The 13,351-nt window shown below is 51.5% G+C and carries 12 protein-coding genes and 1 tRNA gene; 8 read left to right on the top strand and 5 right to left on the bottom strand.

Features of this window, described 5'->3' with window-relative positions; translation table 11 throughout:
* Positions 1-6: 6 nt before the first annotated feature.
* Positions 7-1,038 (bottom strand): isoaspartyl peptidase/L-asparaginase family protein, encoded by a 1,032-nt coding sequence (locus tag OGV52_RS21475; protein WP_019077319.1) that lies wholly within the window; start codon positions 1,036-1,038, stop codon positions 7-9.
* Between the two features lie 317 nt (positions 1,039-1,355).
* On the opposite strand from OGV52_RS21475, the gene OGV52_RS21480 reads away from it, so the two are divergent.
* The gene (locus OGV52_RS21480) at positions 1,356-1,982 is read left to right on the top strand and encodes an ECs1377 family protein (RefSeq protein ID WP_053389554.1); all 627 of its coding nucleotides are present in this window, start codon (positions 1,356-1,358) and stop codon (positions 1,980-1,982) included.
* Positions 1,983-2,035: 53 nt separating this feature from the next.
* Here the strand turns inward: OGV52_RS21480 and OGV52_RS21485 are convergent.
* Both OGV52_RS21485 and OGV52_RS21490 read right to left on the bottom strand, forming a co-directional pair.
* Positions 2,036-2,107, bottom strand: a tRNA-Arg gene (locus OGV52_RS21485).
* 75 nt (positions 2,108-2,182) lie between these two features.
* On the bottom strand, positions 2,183-3,124 hold the full coding sequence (locus tag OGV52_RS21490) for a formate/nitrite transporter family protein (protein WP_047416338.1): 942 nt from the start codon (positions 3,122-3,124) through the stop codon (positions 2,183-2,185).
* 288 nt (positions 3,125-3,412) lie between these two features.
* Between OGV52_RS21490 and mlaA the strand changes: the two genes are divergently transcribed.
* A complete protein-coding gene (gene mlaA / locus OGV52_RS21495; RefSeq protein WP_003028190.1) occupies positions 3,413-4,168 on the top strand; it encodes a phospholipid-binding lipoprotein MlaA in 756 nt (251 codons plus the stop codon).
* Between the two features lie 59 nt (positions 4,169-4,227).
* Here mlaA and fadL read toward each other — a convergent pair whose 3' ends face one another.
* Entirely contained in the window at positions 4,228-5,508 is a 1,281-nt protein-coding gene (gene fadL, locus OGV52_RS21500) for a long-chain fatty acid transporter FadL (RefSeq protein ID WP_016157062.1), read from the bottom strand.
* A gap of 371 nt (positions 5,509-5,879) precedes the next feature.
* On the opposite strand from fadL, the gene OGV52_RS21505 reads away from it, so the two are divergent.
* From OGV52_RS21505 to sixA, 4 genes are all read left to right on the top strand, one after another.
* The gene (locus tag OGV52_RS21505) at positions 5,880-6,164 is read left to right on the top strand and encodes a YfcZ/YiiS family protein (RefSeq protein WP_003834838.1); all 285 of its coding nucleotides are present in this window, start codon (positions 5,880-5,882) and stop codon (positions 6,162-6,164) included.
* A 176-nt stretch (positions 6,165-6,340) separates the two neighbouring features.
* Positions 6,341-7,651 (top strand): acetyl-CoA C-acyltransferase FadI, encoded by a 1,311-nt coding sequence (fadI, locus tag OGV52_RS21510; protein WP_016153879.1) that lies wholly within the window; start codon positions 6,341-6,343, stop codon positions 7,649-7,651.
* Entirely contained in the window at positions 7,651-9,798 is a 2,148-nt protein-coding gene (gene fadJ, locus OGV52_RS21515) for a fatty acid oxidation complex subunit alpha FadJ (RefSeq protein WP_287109131.1), read from the top strand. Before fadI ends, fadJ begins: the two co-directional genes overlap by 1 nt.
* Positions 9,799-10,006: 208 nt before the next feature.
* Positions 10,007-10,492 carry a phosphohistidine phosphatase SixA gene (gene sixA / locus OGV52_RS21520; RefSeq protein ID WP_003028179.1) on the top strand — a complete coding sequence of 162 codons (486 nt, stop codon included), beginning with the start codon at positions 10,007-10,009 and terminating at the stop codon, positions 10,490-10,492.
* An 80-nt stretch (positions 10,493-10,572) separates the two neighbouring features.
* Here sixA and smrB read toward each other — a convergent pair whose 3' ends face one another.
* The gene (smrB, locus tag OGV52_RS21525) at positions 10,573-11,124 is read right to left on the bottom strand and encodes an endonuclease SmrB (protein WP_016157059.1); all 552 of its coding nucleotides are present in this window, start codon (positions 11,122-11,124) and stop codon (positions 10,573-10,575) included.
* Positions 11,125-11,290: 166 nt separating this feature from the next.
* On the opposite strand from smrB, the gene prmB reads away from it, so the two are divergent.
* Both prmB and aroC read left to right on the top strand, forming a co-directional pair.
* Positions 11,291-12,223, top strand: a complete 933-nt coding sequence (gene prmB, locus OGV52_RS21530; protein WP_016157058.1) for a 50S ribosomal protein L3 N(5)-glutamine methyltransferase — start codon at positions 11,291-11,293, stop codon at positions 12,221-12,223.
* Positions 12,224-12,262: 39 nt separating this feature from the next.
* Positions 12,263-13,348, top strand: a complete 1,086-nt coding sequence (aroC, locus tag OGV52_RS21535; protein ID WP_153690176.1) for a chorismate synthase — start codon at positions 12,263-12,265, stop codon at positions 13,346-13,348.
* The last annotated feature ends 3 nt before the right edge of the window (positions 13,349-13,351 follow it).

Raw genomic sequence — 13,351 nt, forward strand, 5'->3', positions numbered from 1 at the left:
ATAGTATTAACGATAAATTGCTACAACGGGTTTTCCGTCATCGCCTATGGTTCCCCGGTACATACCTTCAGAGTTGAAGGACATGGTGTAATTACCGGCTTTATCAAGCACAATTACTCCACCGCTGCCATTCAGCGCCTTAACTTCATCCAGAGCATTCTGCGCTGCGTCTTTTAAAGGGGTATTGCGGTATTTCACCTGGGCTGCAATGTTATACGCGGTCAGCGTGCGGATAAACATTTCTCCTGAGCCGGTTGCGGATACCGCCACGGTTTCATTGTCGGCATAATTTCCTGCGCCAATAATAGGTGAATCCCCCACACGTCCGTAACGTTTGTTGGTCATTCCGCCTGTAGATGTTCCGGCAGCGAGATTACCGTCTTTATCCAGAGCAACAGCGCCGACAGTGCCATATTTATAGTCATACATCATTGGGTCAGCGAACAGGGCAGCGCTCTTTCCATCGTGATCAAGGAGCACTTTTTCTTTTTTGATTGCATTCTGTAATTGCTGCCAGCGAAAATCTGTTTTGAAATAAGCAGGATCAACGGTTGCGAGTCCCTGTTCTTTTGCAAAGGTATCCGCGCCTGTCGAGACCATGAGAACGTGCGGGCTTTGAGTCATAACGGCATACGCCGCATTAATTGGGTTTTTAACCGTGGTTACACCGGCAACGGCACCGGCTTTTCGAGTTTTCCCATCCATAATGGACGCATCCAGTTCATTGCGGCCATCGTGGGTAAACACGGCACCTTTACCTGCATTGAAGAGAGGAGAATCTTCCATCACATTAATCGCTTTCTGAACGGCTTCCAGGCTGCTACCGCCTTTATTCAGAACCGCATAACCTGCATTCAGAGCTTCAGTGAGTTTTTCTGTATACTGCTTTTCCTGTTCTGGTGTGATGGTATCTTTTGTAATGGTACCGGCACCACCATGGATCACCAGCCTTATCGGTGATTGCGCGTCTCCCCATGCGGGAGCTGTCAGTAAGGTACAAAGGGTCAAAGTAGCGATACTGGTCTTGATTCTGATCATATGAATAAATTCCTTTTTTCTGAGTGATGAATCATTTCCGATAATGTTTCTCATTACCGGTATTAATCAGCCTGTTTATGGAGAACTTATTCCTGACAAACTGGCTAAAGATTAATCATGGCTATACTTCAATAATCATAATTTTGGTTAATTGATTTTAGTCAAAATATATTTTTAATGATTGATTTATCAAAAAATGAAGCGTTTCCGCAGAAGTTTCTATCATTCCACTGACCATACCTGCAGGCTTCCGGTTGCAGTCTGTCGCTGGTAAAGTGAGCAACCAATACCGAGATGTGGCCAGAAGGGAATTCCGAGTGACCGAACGTATTGATTATCAGACTGAAAAATACAGCTTTACTGAGGCGACTGAAAGTTCCCGTCTGGCTGGCCAGTGGGCTGATGTTATTGCTGAATGTCGGGAAATGAAGGCGGGTCCGGAAGAGCGTTTGCGTATTGCTTTATTGAATGTGGACTATGTGACCAGCTTTGAGCTGCCTTTCCGTTTGTTATTACTCCGTACCCCGCAACTGATTGCCAGCGTTCGTGAAGAGCTGCAACTTAGTCAGAAAAACGTAATCTTTAACGGTAAACGCTTTGGTTGTGTTTACAGCCTGAAAGCGAGTCTCGGCGGGATACCGGATGAATTTCAGTACCGCCTGTCGCATCGTATTCGACGCATTAATCGTGCAGGTTCAAGCGAAGCGCCATATCAGCAAATTGCTAAAACGGTGAAAGCACCGCGTGAGCGTCTGAAGCTGGCACTGGAATCAGGCCTTGATGTCACTGCTTTGGACGGGCTTTTCTGGTTTGGTAGCCAACGTATTGCTGCTGACGTACTGAGGCTGAGAAAATCAGGGATGCGGATAGCTACTGAGCAGACAATGGTGTCCGACAATCTTACTGCAACGGTGAGGAATGTGCCGTTTTATCGCCTGGCTTAGGGATGAACTGACAGGTAAATGAAAGGATTTAGCCGGATGCATTTAATTAAAAGTGTCCCCTGCAGGAATCGAACCTGCAACTAGCCCTTAGGAGGGGCTCGTTATATCCATTTAACTAAGGGGACGAAGCGGCACGAGTATAGCGTTTTTTACTCACAACGGTAAGCCTCAGGCCGCCCAACTGCTCAAACCGTCACCATTCAAGCCTGTTTTTTCTGGTTTTTCTGCTTTTGCTCATCCCGCCTGGCTTGTAACCTGGCTTCTTCTTTGCGTTTATTGCTCATATCATTGCGGATCTGCGCGTGGCTCATCAGCGCGAAGATAAACGTCCCGCCACAGATATTCCCGGCGAGCGTAGGGAGAGCAAAGGGCCAGAAGAAATCACTCCAGTGCAGCGTACCATTAAAGACCAGATAGAGAATTTCCACCGAACCGACGACGATGTGCGTGGTATCGCCCAGCGCAATCAGCCAGGTCATCAGAATAATAACCACAATCTTTGCCGCACCGGCGGCGGGAAACATCCATACCATTGTGGCAATTAACCAGCCGGAAATGATGGCGTTGGAAAACATCTCCGTTGGCGTGTTTTTCATCACATCCATGCCGATTTTGACAAAAGCATCGCGGGTTTCTTCATCAAAAATCGGCATATGCTCAAACGCCCATGCCGCAACCCCGGTGCCAATAATATTACCTAGCAGAACCACACTCCACAGGCGCATCAGCAGGCCAAAATTGCCGAGCGTAGGGTTTTGCATTACCGGCAGGACGGCGGTGACGGTATTTTCGGTAAACAGTTGCTGGCGGGCCATAATGACAATTATAAAGCCGAAGGTATAACCGAGGTTCTCCAGCAAAAATCCCCCAGGCACACCTTCCAGTTGCACATGAAAAATTCCTTTAGCCAGTAGCGAGGCGCCCATCGACAGTCCCGCAGCGATGGCTGACCACAGTAGCGCCATCGCGTCGCGCTCCATTTCTTTCTCCCCATCCTGGCGGATATGTTCATGGATCGCCATGGCGCGGGAGGGGAGTCTGTCCTCATCGACCTCAATCTTTTTACCCTCTAGCTTTTCGTCACTGTCGACCTGAAGTTCGTCGCTGTGCCGATCAATCTTTTCGTTCTCAATGTCATTCATAGCCGAATCCTGAATTAGCACGTATTGCTAAAGCGTAGCGGCTTTTGCCCGAAAATCAGCGGGAGAAAGTCTGAGATAGCAAAAATGGTAACGTTTGTTTTTATTGGGGTAGCTAGAATAGAGCCGCCGCGGAGTACGCATTACCAGGCTATGATCAAATCAGTAACACAGGGTATATAGACATCATTTGACGTGCTGTTACAATCGCTCACATCTAAACAGGCGGATACGTCATCGTTCCGTCATGGATGGCAATCAGCGATAGCCATAATACACAGGGAGACACTTATGAAGCTTCGCCTGTCGGCGCTTGCGCTGGGAACCACACTTTTGGTGGGGTGTGCGAGCTCTGGTACTGAACAGCAGGGGCGTTCGGACCCATTCGAAGGGTTCAACCGCACCATGTACAACTTCAACTTTAATGTTTTAGATCCATACGTTGTTCGACCGGTGGCAGTTGCCTGGCGTGATTATGTCCCGCAGCCGGCGCGTAACGGTTTGAGCAATTTTACCGGCAACCTTGAAGAGCCGGCCGTTATGGTCAACTACTTCCTGCAAGGCGACCCCTATCAGGGTATGGTGCACTTCACCCGTTTCTTCCTGAACACCCTGTTAGGTATGGGCGGATTTATCGACGTGGCGGGTATGGCTAATCCGAAGTTACAGCGCGTTGAACCACACCGTTTTGGTAGTACGTTAGGCCACTATGACGTTGGTTATGGACCGTATATGCAGCTTCCATTCTACGGCAGCTTCACGCTGCGTGATGATGGCGGCGACATGGTGGATACGCTGTATCCGGTACTGTCCTGGCTGACCTGGCCGTTGTCGATAGGTAAATGGACGGTTGAAGGGATTGAAACCCGCGCGCAACTGCTTGATTCCGACGGTCTGCTGCGTCAGTCTTCCGACCCTTACATCATGGTGCGAGAAGCTTACTTCCAGCGTCATGACTTTATTGCGAACGGTGGGAAACTCAAACCAGAAGAAAACCCGAACGCGAAAGATATTCAGGACGATTTAAAAGAGATCGATTCCGAGTAAGGAAGGATGAAAATAAAAAGGTGAGCTAAAAAGCTCACCTTTTTTATATCTGAAGAAAATCAGAATGCGTAGTTGAAGTTGGTACCGAACAGCCAGGCTTTACCTTCAGAATCGAAAGTATACGGGCCTTCTTTGACGGTCACTTTCTGGCCGTGCATATAAGAAACGCCTACGTCAATGGACGCGTCATCATTGAAGGCGTAAGTGGTACCCGCACTCAGCCACAGACGGTCCTGGTCTGGAATGGAGATGGAACGCTTGCTCGCAGGAACCGGGCTATCGTCATAGGCGATACCGGTACGGAAGGTCCAGCTTTTATCCATGTAATAAGTCGTACCCAGCGCGATGCGGTAAGAATCTTTGAAGCCTTCTTCTTTATAGAACAGTGTCTGCCCGTTGGTGCCGGTTGCTTTCAGTTCCTGGAACTGACTCCAACTGGTGTAAGCCATGCTGTAGTGAATAGCCCACTGTGGTGCAACGCGGTTGTAACCCGACAGTTCCCACATTTCCGGTAGGTTAAGCGTCAGAGAACCTGGGACAGTGGCGTTGGTGGTTCCCCAAGGGAACGCCGTGCCCGCGCCAGGTAACGCGTTGGCCTGGGTGCGGATGCCGCTCTTGTAATCGCCATCGAAGTCGATTTTGACTTCAGAACGATACGTTAAACCGTAGCGGTTATTTTTATCCAGCTCGTACAAAATACCGGCGTTCCAGCCGTAACCCCATTCGTCACCTTTCAGGCTGGCAATTTTCTGGCTGACTTTTGGCAATGCAGCAGTTTGTTCACCGGAATAACGCTCAATTTTTGCATCGGCATAGACGGCATTAAAACCAACGCCAAAGCTCCAGCTATCATTCAGACGGTAGGCACCGCTCAGGTTCAGGTTGACCGTTTTAAGATCGGTCTTCCCGCCGTATTCGCCGACGATGTAGTTGTCGTTAAATTCGGTTGCCAGGCCATAGTTTGACGTGACAGAAGCCCCCCAACCAAACTGTTCGTTGATCGGCATTACGAAGTGAGCATTGGGAACCCACGCCGTAGGCGCGATGTTGTCCGCATCGGTGCTGCGTCCGGTGTATGGCGATTTACCGGAAATATTCACGTCTGGATCGATATACACCGCACCCGCTGAAAAAGTAGGGCGGTCAAACATCATAATCAGCGCCGGGTTACGACTGGCGTTACCTGCATCATCTGCAATAGCGCCTTCACCCGAATATGCCCGGCCAAGGCCAGAGGAAGAAAATTCGTTTAACTGAAAGCCTGCAGACCAGGCCTGTGTGGAGATAATTGCCACTGCGACTGCGAGAGCAGACTTTGTAAACAGGGTTTTCTGGCTCATGACCATAACCTCATTGATTTATTTTTATACAAACAATGTTACATACCGTAACAGGAGCGCGAAGTGTAGGGTCTGAGGTACAACTTAGAAATCAGACCAGTGCCGAGAGTATAGGTCTGACCAGCTGAAATGTTGCAAGTATGTTTATAAATATTTTCAATTCTGTTCTCGGAAACGCGATCCAGCTGGCAAAATTGCGGGTATGCACACTCACCTGTTTGGGTGATTTTTGTTTTAGATCATTTTTAAGTGTGATTTCGGTCACTTATCCCATTTCATACAATTAACGACTGGAGAGGCGAATAATGGGAGCGTAAAATATCCCCATCGTTTATCTGGCACCACAGGTGCGAATACAGAGGAAATCTACAATGAGTAAATGCAGTGCTGATGAAACCCCGGTTTGCTGCTGTATGGATGTTGGCACCATCATGGACAACTCCGATTGCACCGCGTCATACAGCCGTGTGTTCGCGAATCGTGCAGAGGCAGAAGAAACGCTGGCCGCTCTGACTGAGAAGGCGCGTGGCGTGGAATCTGAGCCTTGCCAAATCACCTCGACCTTTACTGAAGAGTCTGAAGGTGTGCGTCTGGATATCGACTTTGTTTTTGCCTGTGAAGCTGAAACGCTGATCTTCCAACTGGGTCTGCGTTAATCCCTTCTTTAAAAGCCCTTGTTACCCAGTAGCAAGGGCTTTTTCGTCACTGTCAGTGATTATTCACTGTGTCTTAGCTCCCACTTTCTTTTCTCCCTGCTTGGCTAAATGTAAAAAATTGGTTAAGACTGTGATCAGGTCAGACCACTTATTTTTATTTTTTACAGGGGAGTGTTATGAGTCAGGCTTTACCGCTGGTTACCCGCCAGGGCGATCGCATCGCCATCGTAAGCGGATTGCGTACGCCATTTGCCCGCCAGGCAACCGCGTTTCATGGCATTCCCGCCGTAGATTTGGGGAAAATGGTCGTTGGCGAGCTGCTGGCGCGCAGCGAAATTTCTGCTGATGTGATTGAGCAACTGGTCTTTGGCCAAGTGGTGCAAATGCCCGAAGCCCCAAATATTGCTCGTGAAATCGTGCTGGGAACCGGGATGAATGTGCACACCGATGCCTACAGCGTAAGCCGAGCCTGCGCCACCAGTTTCCAGGCGGTGGCGAATGTCGCGGAAAGCCTGATGGCGGGGACTATTCGCGCAGGAATTGCCGGCGGTGCGGACTCCTCGTCAGTTCTGCCTATTGGCGTTAGCAAAAAGTTGGCGCGGGTGCTGGTGGATGTCAATAAGGCCCGGACCACCGGTCAGCGTCTTAAACTTTTCTCCCGACTGCGCTTACGTGACCTGATGCCCGTACCGCCAGCCGTCGCCGAGTATTCCACCGGTTTACGCATGGGGGATACGGCCGAGCAAATGGCCAAAACTTATGGGATTACGCGAGAGCAACAGGATGCCCTGGCGCACCGTTCTCATCAGCGCGCCGCTCAGGCGTGGTCTGAAGGAAAACTGGCAGATGAGGTGATGACCACCTACGCGCCACCTTTCAAAGATCCTTTTTCAGAAGATAACAATATTCGCGGCAACTCTACGCTGGCCGATTACGCCAAACTGCGTCCGGCCTTTGACCGAAAGCACGGCACCGTTACCGCGGCGAACAGTACCCCGCTAACGGACGGCGCAGCCGCCGTGATTATGATGACGGAATCGCGTGCGAAAGAGTTGGGGCTGGTGCCGCTGGGATACCTGCGTAGTTTTGCCTTTACCGCCATCGATGTCTGGCAGGACATGCTGTTGGGGCCGGCGTGGTCAACGCCGCTTGCCCTGGAGAGAGCGGGTCTGACCATGGCTGATTTAACCCTGATCGATATGCATGAAGCATTTGCCGCACAAACGCTGGCGAATCTTCAACTGCTGGGTAGCGAACGTTTTGCCCGCGAAGTGCTGGGCAGGGCGCATGCCACGGGCGAGGTCGATGACAGTAAATTTAACGTGCTGGGCGGATCGATTGCCTATGGACACCCCTTCGCCGCCACCGGTGCTCGCATGATCACCCAAACTCTCCATGAGTTACGACGTCGTGGTGGTGGTTTTGGTTTAGTGACAGCCTGTGCAGCAGGTGGTCTGGGTGCGGCAATGGTTCTGGAGGCGGAATAATGGAAATGACATCGGCTTTTACACTAAACGTACGTCTGGATAACGTCGCTGTTGTCACCATTGATGTGCCCGGAGAGAAAATGAATACCCTGAAGGCGGAATTTGCCTCCCAGGTTCGGGTCATTCTGAAACAAATTCGCGATAACAAAGCATTACGCGGCGTGGTGTTCATTTCGGCGAAACCCGATAATTTCATTGCCGGGGCGGATATCAACATGATTGGTCGCTGTCGCAGCGCGCAGGAAGCTGAAACGCTGGCACGCCAGGGGCAGCAGATTATGGCGGAAATAAACGCCTTGCCGATCCCCGTTATCGCCGCAATTCATGGCGCCTGTCTCGGCGGTGGCCTTGAGATGGCGCTGGCGTGCCACAATCGTATTTGTACCGATGATGCTAAAACCGTACTGGGTTTACCGGAAGTGCAGCTTGGTCTGCTGCCCGGCTCTGGCGGTACCCAGCGGTTGCCCCGTCTGATTGGCGTCAGTACCGCGCTGGATATGATCCTCACCGGAAAACAACTACGCGCAAAACAGGCGCTGAAAGTGGGTTTAGTGGATGAAGTTGTACCGCATACCATTTTGCTGGAAGCGGCCGTAGAACTGGCCAAAAAGGACAGTCCCGCACACCGAACTCTGCCGGTGCGAGAGCGTGTGCTAGCGGGGCCGCTGGGGCGGGCGCTGTTATTCCGCATGGCCAGTAAAAAGACGGCGCAAAAAACGCAGGGCAACTACCCTGCAACAGAACGTATCCTTGAGGTCATCGAAACCGGCCTGGCGCAAGGCAGCAGCAGCGGTTACGACGCCGAAGCCCGCGCGTTTGGCGAACTGGCGATGACATCTCAGTCTCAGGCGCTGCGGCACATCTTTTTTGCCAACACCGATGTGAAAAAGGATCCCGGAAGTGATGTGAAGCCCGGCCCGCTAAACAGTGTAGGCATTTTGGGCGGCGGTCTGATGGGGGGCGGTATTGCCTATGTGACGGCCTGTAAAGGCGGCTTGCCAGTGCGTATCAAAGATATAAATGCCAAGGGAATCAACCACGCGCTGAAGTACAGCTGGGATCAGCTTGAAACGAAGGTTCGCCGCCGTCATATCAAAGCCAGCGAGCGTGATAAACAGCTGGCGCTGATTTCGGGATCAACCGATTACCGTGGCTTCGCTCATCGCGACCTGGTTATTGAAGCCGTATTTGAAGATCTGGCGTTAAAACAACAGATGGTGGCAGAAGTTGAGCAAAATTGCGCATCTCATACCATTTTTGCCTCTAACACCTCATCTTTGCCGATTGGCGATATTGCGGCGAATGCTGCCAGGCCTCAACAAGTAATTGGTTTGCACTTCTTTAGCCCGGTGGAAAAAATGCCGCTGGTCGAGGTTATCCCGCATGCCACGACCTCTGAGCAGACAATTGCCACAACCGTTAAACTGGCGAAAAAGCAGGGCAAAACGCCGATAGTGGTCAGAGATAAGGCCGGATTTTATGTTAACCGCATTTTAGCGCCATACATTAACGAAGCTATTCGTATGCTGACCGAAGGCGAGCGGGTTGAAGCCATTGACGCCGCGCTGGTTAAGTTTGGTTTTCCGGTCGGGCCAATCCAACTTTTGGATGAGGTCGGAATTGATACGGGCACTAAAATTATACCAGTGCTTGAGGCTGCATATGGAGAACGTTTTAGCGCGCCTGCAAATGTTGTTGCTTCAATTTTGAATGACGATCGCAAAGGTAGAAAAAATGGTCGGGGTTTCTATCTTTATGGAGCGAAAGGGCGTAAAAGCAAAAAACAGGTCGACCCTGCAATTTATACGCTTATTGGCGTCCAGGGTCAGGGCCGACTCACCGCCGCGCAGATCGCCGAGCGGTGCGTCATGTTAATGCTCAATGAAGCAGCACGCTGTTTTGATGAGAAGATTATCCGCAGCGCGCGTGATGGCGATATCGGCGCTGTATTTGGTATTGGTTTTCCGCCCTTCCTCGGCGGCCCGTTCCGGTATATGGATTCGCTCGGCGCGGGTGAAGTGGTTGCTGCTCTGCAACGACTGACCACGCAATACGGCTCGCAGTTTACGCCGTGTGAGCAGTTATTGCAGATGGCGGAACGCGGTGAAAGATTCTGGAGTAATGGGGAAACTGACCTGAATTCATGAGGTCAAAGGTAGGATGAATCCGCACTGAATGTATGGGTCGCGCTCAAAATGTAAACAGAGATTGACTATACTTACGCCGTTGAGGTAAAAAACAGCGTTTCATTCGGTGAATGGATAAGGCACAATGCCGGCCACCACATCGTTACCACGGTCAATAGGGGCTGTGGATAAAGGTGTCGGTGATTCTGGTTAACAAAAGCGGTGCACTATGCAAGTTTTTATCATGCGTCACGGCGACGCAGCCCTCGATGCCGCCAGTGATTCGGTTCGTCCCTTAACCTCCTGTGGTTGTGACGAATCTCGCCTGATGGCGAACTGGCTGAAAGGTCAAAAAGTGGATATCGAACGTGTTCTGGTGAGCCCGTTCCTACGAGCCGAACAAACGCTGGATGTGGTGGGGGAGTGTATGAACCTGCCAACCGGTGTGGATGTTTTGCCGGAGCTGACTCCCTGCGGCGATGTCGGTCTGGTCAGCGCCTATTTACAGGCTCTGGCCAATGAAGGTATCGCCACGGCGCTGGTCATCTCTCACTTACCTTTAGTGGGGTATCTGGTGTCTGAACTTTGCCCAGGCGAAACACCGCCGATGTTTACCACATCAGCGATTGCCAGCGTAACGCTTGATGAGAGCGGGAAGGGTACTTTTAACTGGCAGATGAGCCCGTGTAACCTGAAAATGGCAAAAGCGATTTAAAAAGCCTGGAATCGGATAAGGCACAGCCGTCATCCGGAAAATCAAAGAGCCGCAAATGCGGCTCTTTCTGTTTTTTTGCATCAGGGAAGTTCGGGCGGTTGCCACTCTTCCACTTCAATCAGCAGCAGCAGCGCGGCGTCGCCACCGTACTCTTTTGGCGCTTGATGAAAGGCCATCACGTGCGGATGCTGCGCCAGCCAGAGCGGCGTTTGCTGCTTAAGAATATGTTTTCCGTGGCCATGCATCACGCAGGCGCAAAACACATGCTCGCGACGACAGGCGGCAATCAGCGCGCCTAACTCCTGTTTGGCCTGCTGCTGGGTCAGCCCGTGCAGATCGAGAAACAGCTCCGGGGAGTAATCGCCACGGCGCATTTTCTTCAGTTCGAAATGGCTGACGTCGGCACGCAGATATCTTACCGGGCCGTCCGTATTCAGCAGCGGCTGAAACTCGTCCGAGAAATAGTGACTGGCATCAGCTTGTTCCTGCAGCAGCCTTTTAACCGGAACCTCGGTAATTTTTTTACGTAGCGGTCGGTGAACAATGGTGTCCTGTTTAATTTTACGCGTGCCGGTCATCAGCTGGCGAAACAGCGTCTGATCCTCCTCGCTGAGCGATGTTTTCTTTTTCATTCGAGAGTCTCATCTTTTATTTTTCGTTAGTTTAACCCGACTCGGCGGGCATCCGATCGCTTAAAACGCAATTTTCGCGCTCAGGCCCTGTGTGAATGCTGATTTATCGCCGTCTTCGTGGCAAACTAGCCGCCGAAATTAATACGAGCATGCCCTGGAGGAATACGTGGATAAAATTTTCGTCGATGAAGCAGTGAGTGAACTGCATACCATTCAGGACATGTTGCGTTGGGCGGTCAGCCGTTTTAGCGCGGCGAACATCTGGTATGGCCATGGCACGGATAACCCATGGGACGAGGCCGTACAACTGGTGCTGCCGTCACTTTATCTGCCGCTGGATATTCCAGAAGATATGCGTACCGCGCGTCTGACTTCCAGCGAGCGCCATCGCATTGTTGAACGCGTGATTCGCCGCGTCAACGAGCGCATTCCGGTCGCTTATTTGACCAACAAAGCCTGGTTCTGCGGGCATGAGTTTTATGTTGATGAACGCGTGCTGGTGCCACGTTCGCCGATTGGCGAGCTTATTAATAACCGCTTTGCGGGCCTTATCAATGAGCAGCCGCAGCATATCCTGGATATGTGTACCGGCAGCGGCTGTATTGCCATTGCCTGCGCCTATGCTTTCCCGGAGGCCGAAGTGGATGCGGTGGATATTTCCACCGACGCGCTGGCGGTGACCGAACACAATATTGAAGAGCACGGCCTGATCCATCATGTTACGCCGATCCGTTCCGATCTGTTCCGCGATCTGCTGAAAGTCCAGTATGACCTGATTGTGACCAATCCGCCGTATGTCGATGCGGAAGATATGTCCGATCTGCCAAACGAATATCGTCATGAACCTGAGCTGGGTCTGGCGTCTGGCAGTGATGGACTGAAACTTACCCGCCGCATTCTGGGTAACGCTCCGGACTACCTGTCAGATAACGGTATTCTGATTTGTGAAGTCGGAAACAGCATGGTACATCTGATAGAGCAATACCCGGATGTACCGTTCACCTGGCTGGAGTTCGACAACGGCGGTGAAGGTGTATTCATGCTGACCAAAGAGCAGTTAGTTGCTGCTCGCGAGCACTTCAGCATTTATAAAGACTAAATACACGCGCACATACACAACACTCATAACGGAGCCGTGATGGCAGGAAACACAATTGGGCAACTCTTTCGCGTAACCACTTTCGGTGAATCACACGGGCTGGCGCTCGGTTGTATTGTCGATGGTGTTCCGCCGGGCATTTCTCTGACAGAAGCTGACCTGCAGCACGATCTCGACAGACGCCGTCCGGGCACATCGCGCTACACTACGCAGCGTCGTGAGCCAGATCAGGTGAAAATCCTCTCCGGCGTGTTCGAGGGCGTTACCACCGGCACCAGCATTGGCCTGTTGATCGAAAATACCGATCAGCGTTCACAGGATTACGGCGCGATTAAGGACGTTTTTCGTCCAGGACACGCCGACTATACCTATGAGCAGAAATATGGCCTGCGTGACTACCGTGGCGGCGGACGCTCATCCGCACGTGAAACGGCGATGCGCGTTGCGGCCGGAGCGATTGCCAAAAAATATCTGGCGGAAAAATTCGGCGTTGAAATTCGCGGCTGTCTGACGCAGATGGGTGATATTCCGCTGGAGATCAAAGACTGGTCCCAGGTGGAACTTAACCCGTTCTTTTGTCCAGACCCGGATAAACTCGAAGCGCTGGACGAACTGATGCGTGGGCTGAAGAAAGAGGGCGACTCCATCGGGGCGAAGGTGACCGTTGTTGCAAGCGGCGTACCAGCGGGTCTCGGCGAACCTGTATTTGACCGCCTGGATGCTGATGTCGCTCACGCGCTGATGAGCATTAACGCCGTTAAAGGCGTTGAGATTGGCGACGGTTTTGACGTTGTTGCACTGCGCGGCAGCCAGAACCGTGATGAAATCACCAAAGAAGGTTTCCAGAGTAATCATGCGGGCGGCATTCTTGGTGGGATCAGCAGTGGGCAACAAATCATTGCTCATATGGCGCTGAAACCGACCTCGAGCATTACCGTTCCAGGGCGCACTATTAATCGCTTTGGTGAAGAAGTCGAAATGATCACCAAAGGTCGTCACGATCCGTGTGTTGGGATCCGCGCCGTGCCAATCGCCGAAGCGATGCTGGCGATCGTGTTGATGGATCACCTGCTGCGTCAGCGGGCGCAAAATGCGGACGTGAAGACCGATATTCCACGCTGGTAAGAG

Origin of the sequence: Citrobacter sp. Cb041, assembly GCF_030336655.1 — a bacterium.
GTDB classification, from domain to species: Bacteria; Pseudomonadota; Gammaproteobacteria; order Enterobacterales; family Enterobacteriaceae; genus Citrobacter; species Citrobacter braakii.

Coding starts and splice junctions, on each gene's coding strand:
- fadI (WP_016153879.1), top strand. CDS start 6,341: ATGAGTCAGGCTTTACCGCTGGTTACCCGCCAGGGCGATCGCATCGCC.
- fadJ (WP_287109131.1), top strand. CDS start 7,651: ATGGAAATGACATCGGCTTTTACACTAAACGTACGTCTGGATAACGTC.
- OGV52_RS21475 (WP_019077319.1), bottom strand. CDS start 1,038: ATGATCAGAATCAAGACCAGTATCGCTACTTTGACCCTTTGTACCTTA.
- aroC (WP_153690176.1), top strand. CDS start 12,263: ATGGCAGGAAACACAATTGGGCAACTCTTTCGCGTAACCACTTTCGGT.
- mlaA (WP_003028190.1), top strand. CDS start 3,413: ATGAAGCTTCGCCTGTCGGCGCTTGCGCTGGGAACCACACTTTTGGTG.
- OGV52_RS21505 (WP_003834838.1), top strand. CDS start 5,880: ATGAGTAAATGCAGTGCTGATGAAACCCCGGTTTGCTGCTGTATGGAT.
- smrB (WP_016157059.1), bottom strand. CDS start 11,124: ATGAAAAAGAAAACATCGCTCAGCGAGGAGGATCAGACGCTGTTTCGC.
- OGV52_RS21490 (WP_047416338.1), bottom strand. CDS start 3,124: ATGAATGACATTGAGAACGAAAAGATTGATCGGCACAGCGACGAACTT.
- fadL (WP_016157062.1), bottom strand. CDS start 5,508: ATGAGCCAGAAAACCCTGTTTACAAAGTCTGCTCTCGCAGTCGCAGTG.
- sixA (WP_003028179.1), top strand. CDS start 10,007: ATGCAAGTTTTTATCATGCGTCACGGCGACGCAGCCCTCGATGCCGCC.